Source organism: Brevibacillus formosus (assembly GCF_003013405.1).
GTDB classification, from domain to species: domain Bacteria; phylum Bacillota; class Bacilli; order Brevibacillales; family Brevibacillaceae; genus Brevibacillus; species Brevibacillus formosus.
In genome coordinates, this window is record NZ_PXZL01000025.1 from 18,268 (window position 1) to 33,071 (window position 14,804).

The 14,804-nt window shown below is 47.4% G+C and carries 14 protein-coding genes and 1 riboswitch; of the genes, 4 read left to right on the plus strand and 10 right to left on the minus strand.

The window, feature by feature from the left end; all coding sequences use genetic code 11:
* Positions 1 to 8: 8 nt before the first annotated feature.
* From C7R91_RS20830 to C7R91_RS20850, 5 genes are all read right to left on the minus strand, one after another.
* The gene (locus C7R91_RS20830) at positions 9 to 785 is read right to left on the minus strand and encodes an ABC transporter ATP-binding protein (protein ID WP_007717354.1); all 777 of its coding nucleotides are present in this window, start codon (positions 783 to 785) and stop codon (positions 9 to 11) included.
* A gap of 21 nt (positions 786 to 806) precedes the next feature.
* Positions 807 to 2,090 (minus strand): branched-chain amino acid ABC transporter permease, encoded by a 1,284-nt coding sequence (locus C7R91_RS20835; protein ID WP_047072319.1) that lies wholly within the window; start codon positions 2,088 to 2,090, stop codon positions 807 to 809.
* A gap of 9 nt (positions 2,091 to 2,099) precedes the next feature.
* On the minus strand, positions 2,100 to 3,146 hold the full coding sequence (locus C7R91_RS20840; RefSeq protein WP_083995144.1) for a branched-chain amino acid ABC transporter permease: 1,047 nt from the start codon (positions 3,144 to 3,146) through the stop codon (positions 2,100 to 2,102).
* Between the two features lie 61 nt (positions 3,147 to 3,207).
* Positions 3,208 to 4,443: a branched-chain amino acid ABC transporter substrate-binding protein gene (locus C7R91_RS20845; RefSeq protein ID WP_047072321.1), complete on the minus strand. Its 1,236-nt coding sequence runs from the start codon at positions 4,441 to 4,443 to the stop codon at positions 3,208 to 3,210.
* A gap of 216 nt (positions 4,444 to 4,659) precedes the next feature.
* Positions 4,660 to 6,417 carry an adenine deaminase C-terminal domain-containing protein gene (locus C7R91_RS20850; RefSeq protein ID WP_047072472.1) on the minus strand — a complete coding sequence of 586 codons (1,758 nt, stop codon included), beginning with the start codon at positions 6,415 to 6,417 and terminating at the stop codon, positions 4,660 to 4,662.
* 193 nt (positions 6,418 to 6,610) lie between these two features.
* Here C7R91_RS20850 and C7R91_RS20855 point away from each other — a divergent pair, with 193 nt between their 5' ends.
* The 4 genes from C7R91_RS20855 (at position 6,611) to C7R91_RS20865 (ending at position 9,078) form a co-directional block, all read left to right on the plus strand.
* Positions 6,611 to 7,150: a YgaP family membrane protein gene (locus C7R91_RS20855; RefSeq protein ID WP_047072323.1), complete on the plus strand. Its 540-nt coding sequence runs from the start codon at positions 6,611 to 6,613 to the stop codon at positions 7,148 to 7,150.
* 18 nt (positions 7,151 to 7,168) lie between these two features.
* Positions 7,169 to 7,303: an EYxxD motif small membrane protein gene (locus C7R91_RS29775; RefSeq protein ID WP_255322517.1), complete on the plus strand. Its 135-nt coding sequence runs from the start codon at positions 7,169 to 7,171 to the stop codon at positions 7,301 to 7,303.
* Positions 7,304 to 7,474: 171 nt separating this feature from the next.
* Complete coding sequence (locus C7R91_RS20860; protein ID WP_047072325.1) at positions 7,475 to 7,858, plus strand: MarR family winged helix-turn-helix transcriptional regulator; 384 nt, start codon at positions 7,475 to 7,477, stop codon at positions 7,856 to 7,858.
* An 11-nt stretch (positions 7,859 to 7,869) separates the two neighbouring features.
* The gene (locus tag C7R91_RS20865; protein ID WP_047072326.1) at positions 7,870 to 9,078 is read left to right on the plus strand and encodes an MFS transporter; all 1,209 of its coding nucleotides are present in this window, start codon (positions 7,870 to 7,872) and stop codon (positions 9,076 to 9,078) included.
* A gap of 87 nt (positions 9,079 to 9,165) precedes the next feature.
* Here C7R91_RS20865 and C7R91_RS20870 read toward each other — a convergent pair whose 3' ends face one another.
* The 5 genes from C7R91_RS20870 to C7R91_RS20890 all read right to left on the minus strand — a co-directional run bounded on the left by C7R91_RS20870 (position 9,166) and on the right by C7R91_RS20890 (position 14,386).
* A complete protein-coding gene (locus tag C7R91_RS20870; RefSeq protein WP_047072327.1) occupies positions 9,166 to 9,582 on the minus strand; it encodes a hypothetical protein in 417 nt (138 codons plus the stop codon).
* A gap of 63 nt (positions 9,583 to 9,645) precedes the next feature.
* Entirely contained in the window at positions 9,646 to 10,674 is a 1,029-nt protein-coding gene (locus C7R91_RS20875; RefSeq protein WP_047072329.1) for a hypothetical protein, read from the minus strand.
* Positions 10,675 to 10,920: 246 nt separating this feature from the next.
* Entirely contained in the window at positions 10,921 to 12,198 is a 1,278-nt protein-coding gene (purD, locus tag C7R91_RS20880; protein WP_047072331.1) for a phosphoribosylamine--glycine ligase, read from the minus strand.
* Between the two features lie 79 nt (positions 12,199 to 12,277).
* Complete coding sequence (purH, locus tag C7R91_RS20885) at positions 12,278 to 13,828, minus strand: bifunctional phosphoribosylaminoimidazolecarboxamide formyltransferase/IMP cyclohydrolase (RefSeq protein WP_047072334.1); 1,551 nt, start codon at positions 13,826 to 13,828, stop codon at positions 12,278 to 12,280.
* A 180-nt stretch (positions 13,829 to 14,008) separates the two neighbouring features.
* Positions 14,009 to 14,386: a hypothetical protein gene (locus C7R91_RS20890; RefSeq protein WP_047072336.1), complete on the minus strand. Its 378-nt coding sequence runs from the start codon at positions 14,384 to 14,386 to the stop codon at positions 14,009 to 14,011.
* A 219-nt stretch (positions 14,387 to 14,605) separates the two neighbouring features.
* Positions 14,606 to 14,774: riboswitch (M-box (ykoK) riboswitch) on the plus strand.
* Positions 14,775 to 14,804 lie beyond the last annotated feature (30 nt).

Sequence of the window (14,804 nt, forward strand, 5' to 3'; positions counted from 1 at the left end):
TCCTCCTTCTACGACACGTCCGACGCACTTTTTCCGAGATAGGCCTCAATGACGTTAGGGTTGTTGCGGATTTGTTCGGGTGTTCCTTCTGCAATTTTTCTCCCGTAATCTAGCACATGAATGTATTCGCTGAGTCCCATGACCAGCTTCATATCATGCTCGATCAAGATAATCGTCAAATCGAGCTCCTTTTTCAGCCGGCGAATAAAATCTGTCATCTCAACCGTTTCGCGAGGGTTCATCCCTGCCGCCGGTTCATCGAGCAAAATAATTTGCGGATTGGTCGCCATCGCCCGTGCAATTTCCAATCGTCGTTGCAACCCGTAAGGCAGACTCCCAGCTGCCTCATTGGCAATATGCGCGATTCCGACATACTCCATGAGCTGATAAGCCTCGACGCGCGTCCGCTCTTCCTCCTGGCGTACACGTTTGGAGTTGAACAGGATTCCGAGAATTCCGGCCGACAAGCGACTATGCACACCTACCATGACATTTTCCAATGCCGTCATTTCCTTGAACAGACGAATGTTTTGAAAGGTGCGGGTGATACCGCGACTCGCGATCTGATCAGGACGAAGCTTCTTGATGCTTTTGCCATTCAGCAGAATTTCTCCCTCGTCTGGCTCGTAAAATCCGGTAATCATATTGAAAAAAGTCGTTTTTCCGGCTCCGTTTGGTCCGATTACCGCCGTAATGCTTCCTTTTTCAATGTCAATCGAGACGTCTTGATTGGCTACCAGGCCACCAAAGCGCTTCGTTAAATTTTTTGCCTCTAACAATGCCATGCTCATTTCCCTCCTCGTCCGCTATGACTGTTTTCCAGAAGTCAATTGGGACAGTCTGCCGAGAATCCCCAGCTTTTCTTTGCCAAACTCACTCTTTTTAATCGCATCGAGATCGTTTTTCTTCCGTTTGGCCGGAATCAATCCGTTAGGGCGATACAAGGCTACGAGAATGAGCATAATTCCGAAAATGAGTCGCTGGAACTTGGATGGGTCCAGCTGGTTCGGCAAACTGATGATCCCCGCATTTTGCAGACTGTGCAGGAAATTGGAGAACTCTTTTAAGAGCTGTACCTGAAGGATTGTGACAAAAGCGGCTCCAAGCACGACGCCTGGAATGCTGCCACTACCACCCAGAATAACCATGACCAATATCCCGATCGATTCCATCAGCGTAAAGGAAGTCGGATCGATAAACGTCTGCTTCGCCGCAAAGATAACACCGACGACACCAGCGAAGGAGGCACCCAATGCGAATGCAGCCAGCTTGGTATTCAACAAGGAAATCCCCATAGACTGGGCAGCCAGCTCATCCTCACGTACGGCAATCCATGCACGTCCCAAACGGGAATGCTCAAAGCGTATATTCGCCAAAACGATAAAGGCAATCACAAACAACACGATGAAGTAAAAGTAAAACGGCGTCCCCATCTTGATCCCAAATAGCTCAGGAGACGGAATAGGCGTAATTCCCTGCGGACCGTTGGTGATGTTGATGGGCTTGTCCAAGTTGTTGAAGACAATACGAATGATTTCACCGAAGCCCAAGGTCACGATCGCGAGGTAATCCCCTTTTACTCTGAGAACCGGCAATCCTAGCAATATTCCGAAAACAGCAGCCACAATCAAGCCGACTATGAGAAATGGCCAAAACCACTCACCGGAGAGTGGGAACAGATTCCCTGCGATAAACTCATTCGCTTGCGAGGTCGAGAAAATCGCGTACGCATAAGCCCCAGCAGCAAAAAACGCGACGTAACCCAAGTCAAGCAGACCAGCAAAGCCTACTACGATATTCAGGCCCAAAGCCATCGCTACGTAGATGCCTACCTGTGAAGCTACCTCCATGTAGTATCGGTTTTCACCGGCTACCAACGGAATGATCAGGAGGAGAACGATAGCGCCAATCGCCATTTTGATCGACTTGGAGGTATTGGTGTAATAGACAAGCACAATGGAAGAAAGAATGCCGAGAAACGCGATAACCGATTTATCCATAAGGTACAATGCGGCAGAAAAAGCGACAATCCAGATCAGCGTGAATACGAGCGGAATGCCTTTGAATGATTTCCAAGCGAGATTTGCCATTTATTTCACCTACACTTTCTCTTTTACAGCTTCGCCAAACAGTCCTTCCGGCTTGAAGAGAAGCACGAGAATTAAAATACTGAACGCAAACACGTCTTTGTACTCTGCACCAAAGGCTCCGTTGGTCAACGGCCCCATAAAGGCACCGGACAAGGATTCCAGAAGACCGAGGAGTACGCCACCGATCATCGCACCACGCAGGTTCCCAATCCCGCCGAGTACGGCAGCTGTAAATGCTTTTAGACCGAGGATAAAACCGATATACGGATCGATCGTCCCGTAGTTTTGCGCAAACAGAACGCCTGTCGCGCCACCCAGGCTGGAGCCAATCAAAAACGTAAGCATGATTACTTTGTTTACATTTATGGTCATCAGCGAAGCCGTACTCTGATCTTGTGCAACGGCGCGCATGGCGATTCCCCACTTTGTTTTATTCACAAACAACGTCAACCCAATCATCATGACGATCGCAATTACAATCACGATCAATCCTTTTGTTGGAATCGTAGCAATACTTCCTAATGGAATCGAGCCTGTAAAAAGAGCAGGACTATTCAGATAAAACTCATTACGAGCCAGTGCTTCCGTAAAACGTACGAGGTCTTGCAGCAAAAACGATACGCCAATCGCCGAAATCAACGGCACAAGACGAGGTGCTCCACGCAATGGTCGATAGGCAATCCTCTCAATCCCTACCCCCAAGGCTCCAGTTAATACCATGGCAATTATGAGTGTTATGAAAAGTGCGACAAATGGATTCATACCTTCAAGTGCCCCTAGTGCATCAGAGATCAATAATACCTCTGTACCAATAAAGGCTCCGACCATGAAAATGTCTCCATGGGCAAAGTTGATAATTTCCAAAATCCCGTAAACCATTGTGTAGCCTAAAGCCACGACTGCGTACATAAATCCAAGTGTCAATCCGTCAACCAACACCTGAGGCAAAATATTGATCATGCTTTCCCATCCCTCATTTCCCTTGTAGACTTGTACAAATTTTCTGCATTCGATTCGTTGACTGGACTTGTTTTCTCGTGGAAAAGGGGCCAACACCGGCGTGCAGCCCCCTATCCTGGTATGAGGCATGGGAGTGTGTGCGCGTTGTGTGGTGTGATTACTCGGCCTTGCCTACGAAAATGGATTTGTCCTTGTCAAACTTGTAAATGAATACATCTGCATTTGTGTTGTCACCTTTTTCATCAAAGGTAACCTTGGTGAATTGACCCTGAAAATCTTTGGTTTTGTGGACTGCATCGAGGACTTGCTCGCGGGTTGGTTTTTTGCCTCCGTTCGCTTTGGCAGCTTCCAAGACACCATTGAGGATGACGTTCATGGAGTCGAAACCATAGACGGAATAGGTTTCCAGAGGCTTGTTTGTGGCTTTCTTGTACTCTTCAGCCCATTTCTTGCCCTCTTCGGTTTGCGTTACGTCCCCTGCTACTGACGTAAAGACTACCCCTTCGACAGCATCACCGGCTATTTTTATCATATCAGAAGAATCCAAGCCGTCGCCACCCATAAAATAACCCTTAAATCCCTTTTCACGAGCTTGCTTGATCAAAATTCCACCTTCTGGATAAAGACCGCCGAAAAAGATGATGTCCGGGTTTTTCACCGTTACCTGGTTAAGCACCGCGCTGTAGTCCTTTTCGCCTTGAGTAATGCCCTCGAAGCCCAGGATTTGGACCCCGTCCTTTTCGAATTGCATCTTCACTTGATCGCTCAGACCTTGGCCGTATGCTGTCTTATCATGGATAATATAGGCCGTTTTTACACCAAGTGTATTTTTTGCATAAAGAGCAGCCTTTGGTCCTTGTGCGTCATCGCGTGCACAGATTCGATGGACGGTTTTCTTGCCTTCCTCCGTGAGCTTCACCCCTGTATTTGCCGGGGATACCATGACCAGCTTGCCTTCCTCGTACTTTACAGACGATGGAATTGCAACCCCTGTGTTATAATGCCCAACTACACCGTACACATCGGGATCAGAGATAAGCATCTCCGCATTGGATACCCCAATTTTCGGGTCGCCTTGATCGTCCTGAGGGAATAGCTGGAGATCAAAGCCAAGTGCTTTAAATTCTTCCTTGCGCTGTTCGAGAGCGTAACCAGCGCCTGTCTTAATCGCATCTCCGATAGCAGAATTGCTCCCGGACAGAGGGGATTGTGTGGCAATTTTGATGAGGCCACCCTCGGTCGTTCCTCCACCACTGTTGCCTGGAGCTGGCTGACTTTGCCCCCCGCTTGCGTTACTTCCGCCGCTTGAATTACTGTTTCCTGCGCAACCTGTTAATGCCATACTCGCAGCCAATACCGCAGATAAAACCCCGACATAAGAGTGCTTTTTCATTTAGAATGAATCCCCCTTTTATCATTCTTTGTTCTTGTTTCCCAGTCCATCTACCTTGCTAGCCAGGTTGCGACTTTCCAAAACGATGACTCTTCGGGGATAAAGATAGATAAGGCTTGGTTGTTTTTATTTTAAAATAAATCTGATAATTTACAAGAAGTAAAATATATTTTAAAAACATATATCATTGATTTACAAACAAAATAAAACACTCCCTCAAGGTAGAGGAAGTGCCGGAACGACGATCTGTCCACTCTTCACGTCGACAATGCCTGTTGCCGTTAGACGTGCATACGGCAAGTGGGTAGCTGTAAAAAACAAAAGCGAATAAATCGGATCGAGATGGACATGTCCTTTGGAACGGAGCTGATTTACCAAATTTTCACCCATGCTGATTACTTCCTCCATCGGTGCGGACGCGAATTTTCCAGCAAGAGGCAATGGGCATTCGCAGATGATTTTTCCTTCATCGATCAAGACGACCCCGCCTTTTATTTCCCGAATACGCTCCAGTGCTTGCGCCATCGCTTGGGGATCGCGTCCGATTACGATCCAATCGCCAGAAGCTGAATAGGTGCTGGCCAGCCCTTCGAGATGCTTACCGAAGCCGCGAAGCACTGCCATTGTTCGGTTGCCTCCAGTCGCATCAATAATGGCGATCAATGCCAACTGTGGATCATGCTGCAAGGATACGTATCCTTCCTGATCAACGGGCATGTCCTCTAGCGACAGCCGCGTGATCACGGCATTCAGCATCTGTAGCACAGGGGCCTTGCCGTCCTTATCTGGGCGCAAGCGGAACCAATCGGGCTGTGCTTGCTTTTTCAATGGATCTATCAAACGTAACGAAGCTTCCTCCCATTGTGGCTGAACGGTTGGGACGAGCAGGGTTCCTTTTTCTGCCACCCGTTGTCCATTCGCAATCACGATGGATGGAGTTGGTCGATCCTTTGCCGGCAACAACAGCATATCGGCGATTCGACCCGGCGCAATTCCTCCGATCTCCGCGTCCAGCCCATAATAGACAGCCGGGTTCAGTGTCGCCATGACATACGCTTCCTCTGGCGCCATCCCCGCTTCAATGGCAACACGGATCGTACTGTCCATGAACCCGTCTCGATGCATCGGCGGCGTGCTTCCATCCGATGTCAGCATCATCCGTGAAGACCACGGCACCCCCAACTCCAGCCAGCCCTTCACCAGTTCCGGCAGATCAGGGCGAATAGAGGAATGGCGCAGTGTCGCATACATGCCCAAACGGATACGCGACAGCAAATCGGCTGCATGAATGGCCTCATGACAAGCTGTTACGCCGGCTGCTGCGGCAATGTTCAATGTCTCGTAAGACGCCCCCGGATGATGCCCCTCCATCCTTTTGCCCAAGTCCCGCGAATGCTTCAAACCAAAAAGCAGCGTCTCATCCTCTTGTAAAACACCGCCCCAATTCGTCAACTCCCCGCCCTGGAGCACACGTGGATGCTCCAGCATTCGCGCCAAATTTTCCTTGGTGAACGACGGATGAGCTTTCCCTGTCTGCGGATCGAGTCTGCCCCAGAAAAATTGCTTCACAGGATGTGCTGCCAAAGAATCCATGATTGCTGCCGTTTGCGAAAAGGGCAGATGCATGAGCATTAATGTGTCCGACACCATCCCAGTCGTTCCCGTTTGCAAAGCAAAGTCAGCCAACGTGTAAGGGTTATACCATTGAAATGGATGCGCGTGAGGCTCGATGTAACCCGGCACCAGATATTGCCCAGCCGCCTCCATAATCACGGTCTGGTCATCGACCAGCGGCTCTTTTTCTCCTACATAAGCAATACGTTCTCCTGCCACTACGACGTGATGCTCTTGCCATTCTTTTGTGTACACATTCAGAACGCTTGCACCTTTTATCCAAAGGCTTGCCGGTGCCTGACGTCTGCTCACGCGAATCATGTTCAAGTAATCACGATCTGATATGGCTCGTACGCGCATCATTTCTTCTCTCCTTGCTGGTCTCCCGATGTTTTTTCAAAATGAACGACCGTTCATCACTCTCTACAGCTTCGCTGCCCATCATTCATTCCCCTGCAAGCTTGGTAATGGTAGTAACAATTCCCACGGGTGTCTTGTCGCCCATTATTACACACTAGGGAATAGACGTAATTGCGACAGGAGGACAACTCTCATGCATAAAAACGTAGGTAGAACTGATGCCTTGATTCGTATGACTGGTGGTCTGTTGGGCTTGGCGTACGGCATCGGAAGAATGAGTCGTCGCCCATACAACACTCCATGGCTGCTCATGGCTTTTTCAGCAATGAAAGTAGCAGAAGGAGCTACTCGCTTTTGTCCGATGTACGCAGCGATGGGCATCAATACGACAAAAGGGAATGGCATGCAAGGCATGATGGATCAGCTCAAGAAAAAAGGCGTGCAGATGGCGGTCAACCAGTTTACTCGCTCTATGAATATTGCGCCCATCAAAGACTCGAATAACAGCCAAGATGATGAGAGCAACACGCCAGCAACAACGAATAAGGCAAACATACAGTATTCTGCAAGCCCACAATTATCAGCGAGCCAGGTGAACCAACCAATCAACAATCAGCAAAATGCGAAGCTCACCCCCGAGGATCAGCTTCTCGAAAAGGCCGCAAGGGAGATCATTTCTTTTCGCTCCCAAGAAAATAACAACAGCAGCAATCCATACCCCACGTACACATAAGGAGAGGAGGCACCGCATATGCTTGTCGGCCCCCAGATGTATGAATGGATGTCCCATAACTTCTTTGTTATTGCCACAATCATTGGCGTCATCGGCGTAATGGGTTATTACTTCTTTCGCACCTCGCGAAAAAGAGGGAGATATCGTCAGTAAAGGAACAGCAACCAACCGCCTGTAATTGGGCGGTTTTTTCCATTTACAAAAATAATTGCTATACATATAATTGTCATTGCAAGTATTTTTGAACGAAAGAGGGTCATTCCCCTGATCGATCATTGGCAAAAAGAACCGGTTGGATTTCTCATCGGAAATACATACCGGAGAATGATTCATTATGTTTCCCATTTTTTAAAGGAGTTTGATTTGACCACGGAGCAGTTCGCCGTCCTTTATCGGCTACGAGAGGAAGAGGGCATCAATCAAAAAGAGCTGGCCCAGCGCTCTGCCAAGGATCAGCCTTCGATGACACGCATTTTAGACACACTCGCCAAAAAAGGCTTTATCGAAAAGACGTTGAGCGAACAGGACCGCCGCGCCTACATCATTACCCTTTCCCCGAAAGGACGGGAATGGATTGAGCAGGCTATTCCTGTAGAGGCTCAGGCCGTTGCAGACATTTTGGAGGGGATTTCTCCTGAAAAGCTGGCTTTCTTGCGAGAAATCTTGCTGGAGATTAACGAGAACATCAATAGAAAAACGACAGACTAGGAGTGACAGCATTGGGAGAGAGTAGAGAGAGACTGTGGACGAGAGATTTTGTCCTGTTAACTGTATGCAATTTGTTGTTGTTTCTTACCGTTCAAATGCAGACCCCTACCTTTCCTGCCTATGTGAAGGAAGCGTATCAGGCCAATGATTTTGTTGTCAGCCTGGTTATTAGCTTGTTTTCACTTGCAGCAGTGATCGCAAGGGTGTTTACCGGGGAAGCATTGAAAACGAAAAGCAGTAAGCTCTTGGCGATTGTAGCACTGGGATTCGTCGCGATTTTTAGCGCAGGCTATTACTGGGCGGGAAGCATTGTTTTCTTTCTTCTGCTGCGAATCTTGGTCGGCATTGGCTTTGGGATGGGCAGCACGACCTTTCCGACGATTGTCTCCAATGTGATTCCTGCTAGACGAATCGGTGAAGGCATGGGGTATTTCGGCTTATCGACCAGCTTGGCTATGGCACTCGGCCCGTTAATTGGACTTGGAGTGTTAAATGGGTTTGGGTTCGGATCGATGCTCATGGTTCTCGTATTGTTAGTTGCTATTATTTTTCCGTTGATGCATTTTATCCGTGCCTACAATCAGCTTCCTGTGTCGTCCAGGAACGCACAAGCTGTCACAGGCATTCGCCGATTTTATGATAAAAAGCTGCTGCTTCCAGCTGGACTGAATTTTTGTTTGTCCATTACGTATGGCGGCATTCTCAGCTTTTTGGCCTTGTACGGAAAAGAAGCCCACATTGAGAATGTCGGCTGGTTTTTCCTTACGAACGCACTGGCGATGGTGTTGATTCGTCCGTTTTCCGGCAAGCTGTATGATCGCAAAGGACACATTGCTGTCCTGCCTCCGGGTGCGATTTTCGTCGGGGTCAGCCTCTTGCTCCTGTCCCTGACAACGACAGAGTCCTTGCTTCTCGTCTCCGCTGCCTTCTACGGGCTTGGCTATGGCATGATTCAGCCATCTATCCAGGCGTGGATGGTGAAGGTCGTCACACCCGAGCAACGCGGCATGGCGAATGGACTGTTCTTTAATTCCATCGATCTGGGAATCGCGGTCGGCTCTATGCTCCTCGGCGTCATCGCGACACATTCGAGCTACTCTGTCATGTACCGCTGGTCGGCGGCTTGCTTGCTGCTGTTTCTCATTGTTTATCTCCTTTCGCAGGTGGCTGCGGCCAAAGCGAAAAAAGCGGGGCTGGCGAGTGAGAATGTCGGTCTGTAGAACATCTCGCCCGCGGTATGACGGAATGCTTCATTGGTTTACTTGGCGTGTTGCTCACGAGTATATTGGCTCTCTCATGACCTTCAACTATGGTTTTACTTCTTGCATACTCTGACCGATTTCTATACGTTCGATTCCCCAATTGAGGATTGAATTTTTTTGTAGTGTAAAAACCATATTTCCACCGTATATTTTGTTTACAGAATTATCTCCTTTATAACTTACTACTTGAAAGTCGGCAATTACCTGACTCTGGTTATTTGAAGTCACTATTTCTCTATATTTTACCTCAGGTGTCCCAAGTTGATTGTCCTTAACAAATGAGAAAAATGAGTCGATCTTCGCAATATCTTCAGGTTTAATATTCACATTTTGTTTAGAACCAATTTGAACGCTTTCGATTGTAGTTTCTACAACCTGGATTGGAGACTGATAAAAGAAAAAAATCACAAGAAAAGCAAGTAAAATTGCAATACTTATTGTATACGCTGTGCGCTTGCCCATAAGTTGCACCTCACAATCTTTTAATAGAAAGAGAGCCCTAAAAATTTAGAGCTCTCTATAGACCTAATAGTTCATCCTTCCTTTTGCTTTCCAATCAGATCGATAATTCTCGGTTCTATAAAAGTCTCGTGCAGGAGTAGTACCATTTGGATTTAGAGAGTACTGATACAAAGCAACGTCTTGAATTCTTGTGTTGTTATTAAAATCAGATGTTGTTGCCCAAGAGAACGGCAAGTACCCTTGATCGTCTGGGTAATACCAAGCTGTACTAGCATTTTTTACTGTGTTATTCGCATTGTAACTTAATTGATCATGTTTCCAATACCACTCTCTTTGGTAAGTATCATAATAGGTTTGCCACTTATTCTTATGATACACTTGACCCAATTTATGAACGATTCGATAAGCCGAAACAGCATCACCTTTTCCTTGCAAAGAATTTTGCAGGTCAGTAAGCACTAACCCCGTAAAGTAACCTGCAATTGGATTAGAAACTGCGTACCCAGAGGTTATATCAAATGCTTTACGATAGTATTCTGCACTAAATGCAGTCCACACGTTTTTGGTACTTGAGTCGAACTTAGAACCGGTCAGTAACTTTTCGAATGTCACATCAATTCGAACATCTCCTTCAGTAGGAGTTACTCCAAGTGGTTCTATCATTCCTTCTTGAGATTGACTAAGAGCTTTGGTTTCATCAATTAGACTTTGAACTTCCTTAGCTTCTTTTGAATTCTTAAAGTTTACACTGTAGTATGTAACTATATGGTAGTTCCCTTTTGCGTCTTCATATTCCTCTTTCTTTATTTCAGTGAGATCCTTAACAATATTTCCTGCGTGAGACTGATCTTCTGGCATTCCTTCCCCAATTTTATCGTAATAATTAGCGATTTCTTTGTCTGTCAATTCGACCTGATAAACTCCCGGTTCTACTTCAATTGATCTGTCGTTTTTTTGATTACCATCTTTACCTTCAACTGACATTGCTGTCGTTGATGCTAATGCTATTGTTAATAGAAATACAGATAGCTTTTTAAGCATTTTTTCCCTCCAATCATTGAGCATGAAATCCTTAACCACTGCCTTCGTCATATGATCCTTCCCAAAACACAGATCCTGTTCACTACCACCTGCTTTCATCTGCACTATTGAAATATTAACTCGTCAGAAATTTAAAATAGTTACAAATGATTAACATTTTACATATCAGATAATTATTTCCATAATCTATGATTAGTTCTCCTGTGTAAATGTAGTGTGGTAACTTCATTTTATCTGTCTCAAAAAAAACTGTTCCATTGGCGGATATTTCCACCAGCGGAACAGTTTCTTTTGCCTTTACGACTTCTGCTGATACTTCATCGCTCGTGCCGCAATATCCGTGCGATACTGCGCTCCATCAAACGAGATCCCTTGCACCTTCGCGTACGCTGTCTCACGTGCTTGCGCCAAATCCGCTCCTGTTGCCACGACGCCAAGCACACGGCCACCGCTCGTAACGATTCCTTCCTCGGTTTCCTTCGTACCTGCGTGAAACACCGTAGCTCCCTCGTTTGCCTGACCCAGTCCATGAATCAACGCGCCCTTTGGATATTCTCCCGGATAACCCGGCGCTGCCATGACGACACAGACAGCACTTCCTTTTTGCCATGTCACATCGACTGCATCGAGCTCGCCATTGATTGTTCCGACAAAAATATCGAGCAAATCTGTTTCGAGCAATGGCAAGAGCACCTGTGTCTCTGGATCGCCAAAACGCGCATTGAACTCCACGACTTTTGGACCTTGCTCTGTAATCATCAGACCTGTGTAGAGAATGCCTTTGAACGGAATGCCATCCTTGGCCATCCCTGACGCCATCGGCTGGACAATCGTTTTGACGATCTCGTCCACCAGTTCAGCAGACATTTGCGGTACCGGGGCGTATGTTCCCATGCCGCCTGTATTCGGGCCGCGGTCATCATTGAAGATTCGCTTATGATCCTGAGAAGTAATCATCGGCTTAACTGTCTCTCCATCGACGAAAGACAGCAGCGACAGCTCTTCGCCGAACATGCACTCCTCAATGACCACGCGCGCGCCCGCTTCACCAAAGACGCTTTCCTGCATGATCTGACGGAGTGCCTCTTCTGCTTCTTCCACCGTCTCTGCGACAACGACCCCTTTCCCCGCTGCCAAGCCATCCGCTTTGACGACGATAGGAGCCCCCTGTTCTCTCACGTACGCACTCGCCGATTCGTAATCCAGGAACGATTCATAGGCCGACGTTGGAATATCGTAGCGTTTCATTAAACTTTTCGCAAAAGACTTGCTTCCCTCGATCATTGCCGCTTTTTGGTTCGGGCCATAGATCGGCAGATTGCGCTCCTGGAAAAAGTCCACAATCCCCGCCAGCAAAGGATCTTCCGGGCCAACGACAGTCAGATCAATTCCCTCATCCTTGACGAATTGAACCAGTGCAGCAAAATCATGGACGCCGATCGGTACGTTTTGCGCGATTTGGGCGGTGCCCCCATTTCCTGGTGCACAGTATACCTTTGTCACTTTAGAACTCTGCAACAGCTTCCAGGCAATCGTGTGTTCTCGACCGCCGCCACCGACCACTAATATTTTCATTGTATTTCCTCCTGTGTGAGAGGTAATCCACTCTTTCATACGTCTTAAAAAAGCGAAAGTTACTCCCGAATAGCCTCTTTTAGTGCTTGAAATGACGCGTGCCGGTAAAGATCATCGCAATGCCCGCTCGGTTGCATGCATCAATCGATTCTTGGTCGCGAATAGAGCCACCTGGCTGGATGATAGCCGTAATCCCTGCTTTGGCTGCCGCCTCCACGGTATCTCCCATCGGGAAAAACGCATCCGAGGCCATAACTGCGCCACTTGCCAATGCACCTGCTTGTTCGATGGCGATTTTCGCTGCCCCAACGCGGTTCATCTGGCCTGCACCCACGCCGATGGTCATATTGTCTTTTGCCAAGAGAATCGCATTTGATTTGACGTGCTTGACGACCTTCCACGCAAATTTCAGCTGTGCCAGTTCCTCTTCCGAAGGCTTGCGGTCTGTGACCACTTGAATCTCGCTTTCTTCGATCTGCTTGTAGTCGAAGTCTTGAATGAGTGCCCCGCCTGCAACAGGAGCCACGCGGAACAGATTGTCCACTTTTTTGGCTGGTTCATTCAGCGCAGGAATACGCAAGAGACGCAGGTTCTTTTTCTCAGCCAGAACAGCCAACGCCTCGTCGGTGAAGTCTGGTGCGATAATAATTTCCAAGAAGATCTCTTTCATCGCAAGTGCGGTGTCACGGTCAATCGGGCGGTTTGCTGCTACGATCCCACCGAAAATAGAGACAGGGTCTGCTTCGTACGCTTTTTGGTAAGCGGCGCGAATATCAGTGCCGATCCCTACTCCACAAGGGTTGGAGTGCTTGATCGCAACGACAGCAGGTTCAGCGAATTCGCGTACAATCGCCAACGCTGCGTCTGCGTCATTGATATTGTTATAAGAAAGCTCTTTTCCTTGCAGTTGACTCGCGTTCCCGATGCTCAACTGATCGGACAACGGCTCACGGTAAAATGCCGCACGTTGATGTGGATTTTCTCCATAGCGTAAATCCTGTGCTTTCTCGTAAGTCACCGTGTAGCTCTCAGGCAGCAGTTCGCCTACCTGCTCACTCAAATAGCGAGAGATCAAGGCATCATAGGCAGCTGTATGACGGAAAACTTTTGCAGCCAGCTTGCGGCGGGTTTCTAGCGTAGTATCGCCATTTGCTTCAATTTCTTTTGCTACTTTTTCATAATCGGCTGCATCGACTACTACACTGACGAATGCGTGATTTTTCGCAGCAGAACGCAGCATCGTTGGTCCACCAATATCAATATTCTCAATGGCATCTTCATATGTCACGTCTGGCTTCGCTATTGTTTCCTTGAAAGGATAAAGGTTCACAACAACCAGATCAATGGTCTCAATCCCAAGGTCTTTTAGTTGCTGCACATGTGCTTCACTGTCCCTTACAGCCAAGAGGCCGCTGTGGATATTGGGATGCAACGTTTTGACGCGACCGTCCAATATTTCTGGAAATCCAGTCACTTCAGAAATGCCAATGACGGGAACTCCCTCTGCTTTTAAAAGAGAAGCCGTACCCCCGGTAGAAATGATCTGTACCCCGGCGGCTGCCAATCGACGGGCAAACGGAATCAATCCTGTCTTGTCAGAAACGCTGATCAACGCTTTTTTCACACTCACGGATAGAACCTCCTGAATTTTAGTGAAAACATGAGTAACTATTGACCAAAACACGAACAATACTTACTTATTATAAAATAATTGTACGCTATTATCAACAACTTCATTAGGAAAACAAACGCAGCCGCCCATGCCTGTTCGGCACTTGCGACTGCATCACCTGCATTTGCTTTGATGAAGTTATCTTTTTTTCTTGCCTTTGCCTGATAGCTTTTTGATGCGATCTGACAGTAAGACTGTTTTGCTTTTGGCAGTCGCCCTGATTGGCTTGATCGGCTTCTTCGACTTGCGGCTCTTCGCCTTTACTTCTTTGGGCATTAAGTTCCCTAGCTCTTCCATGGAGATGGATTGGCCGTCTTTTACACGATCTCTGACGCGCTCTTTTGTTTCCTCTGGCACTTCGAATCCCATATTTCCCAGCTCATCGAGCAGCGCATCTACATTGGCTCCGCCCTTCGGCATTTTTTCCGCTAGCTTCATAATATCGTTAAGCGTCCATTGCCGCCCTGTTTTTTGGCTTAGCTTATCGAGCAAGTTCGAAACAAAATCTCCGCTCAAGTCGGCCCCTCCCTTTGTGGGAATATCCCTCTCTTACTGTATGTCAAAAGAGTTGATTTGGTTTGTCATGATTCGCGGAAGAAGAATAGCAGCAAAATAGGGTGAGTGGGTCATAGTTAGAAGCCGACACCGTACGAAAGGACATGAATAACATGCATGTAGGACGAGAAAACATGATTGACAAATTCTGGTGACAGGAATAAGATGGCAAAGTCAATCATTTATCCTCGTTAGGTGAGGCTCCTATACAAACATAGGCCACTGCCCGGAAATATCGAAAGATGCCAATGGGTAGAACAGGAACTGCCGAGCTAAGGCTTTTCTTAAGGTGGCTAAGGAATGTTTCCTTTACGTTGTATAGTGCCAAAGCTCTGGTAGGGGGAGAAAAAGTGGTGTTATTTGTGCACTTTTCTAACCC

Coding starts and splice junctions, on each gene's coding strand:
- C7R91_RS20830 (WP_007717354.1), bottom strand. CDS start 785: ATGGCATTGTTAGAGGCAAAAAATTTAACGAAGCGCTTTGGTGGCCTG.
- C7R91_RS20835 (WP_047072319.1), bottom strand. CDS start 2,090: ATGGCAAATCTCGCTTGGAAATCATTCAAAGGCATTCCGCTCGTATTC.
- C7R91_RS20845 (WP_047072321.1), bottom strand. CDS start 4,443: ATGAAAAAGCACTCTTATGTCGGGGTTTTATCTGCGGTATTGGCTGCG.
- C7R91_RS20850 (WP_047072472.1), bottom strand. CDS start 6,417: ATGCGCGTACGAGCCATATCAGATCGTGATTACTTGAACATGATTCGC.
- C7R91_RS20855 (WP_047072323.1), top strand. CDS start 6,611: ATGCATAAAAACGTAGGTAGAACTGATGCCTTGATTCGTATGACTGGT.
- C7R91_RS29775 (WP_255322517.1), top strand. CDS start 7,169: ATGCTTGTCGGCCCCCAGATGTATGAATGGATGTCCCATAACTTCTTT.
- C7R91_RS20860 (WP_047072325.1), top strand. CDS start 7,475: ATGATTCATTATGTTTCCCATTTTTTAAAGGAGTTTGATTTGACCACG.
- C7R91_RS20870 (WP_047072327.1), bottom strand. CDS start 9,582: ATGGGCAAGCGCACAGCGTATACAATAAGTATTGCAATTTTACTTGCT.
- C7R91_RS20875 (WP_047072329.1), bottom strand. CDS start 10,674: ATGACGAAGGCAGTGGTTAAGGATTTCATGCTCAATGATTGGAGGGAA.
- purD (WP_047072331.1), bottom strand. CDS start 12,198: ATGAAAATATTAGTGGTCGGTGGCGGCGGTCGAGAACACACGATTGCC.